Origin of the sequence: Streptomyces xylophagus, assembly GCF_000716435.1 — a bacterium.
GTDB classification, from domain to species: Bacteria; Actinomycetota; Actinomycetes; order Streptomycetales; family Streptomycetaceae; genus Streptomyces; species Streptomyces xylophagus.
This window is the reverse complement of sequence record NZ_JNWO01000187.1, coordinates 1-315: the sequence shown is the minus strand read 5'-3', so window position 1 is coordinate 315 and position 315 is coordinate 1. Positions and strand designations below refer to the sequence as shown.

General features: G+C 74.3%; 1 pseudogene. It reads right to left on the bottom strand.

From position 1 onward, the window contains the following. Nucleotides 1-315: pseudogene (locus OO70_RS50910) on the bottom strand (hypothetical protein); the annotation flags it as partial.

The window sequence follows — 315 nt, the reverse complement described above, 5'->3', positions numbered from 1 at the left end:
GCTCGGACTGCTCGAACCGCGGCTCATGGCAGGGACGTTGGACCTACGGCAGTTCACCGGCGGGCCGGCCCCACCGCCGCTGCGGACCGCCCACTCGCTGGTGGCGATCACCGCGGGCACGGCCCGCAGCACGGCCCGCTCCTTGGCGTCGAGTTCGGCCGCGGTCTCGGGTGCGATGCCGCGCTCGTCGCCCAGCGGCAGGTGCACCAGGACGGCGAGCTGCAGCCGTTCGGCCTCGGGCGCGATGATCTCCGGCACCCCGCAGGCCACCAGCCCGTCGAGCAGGACGATCGTGCCGTCGGGGAACTCACGCAG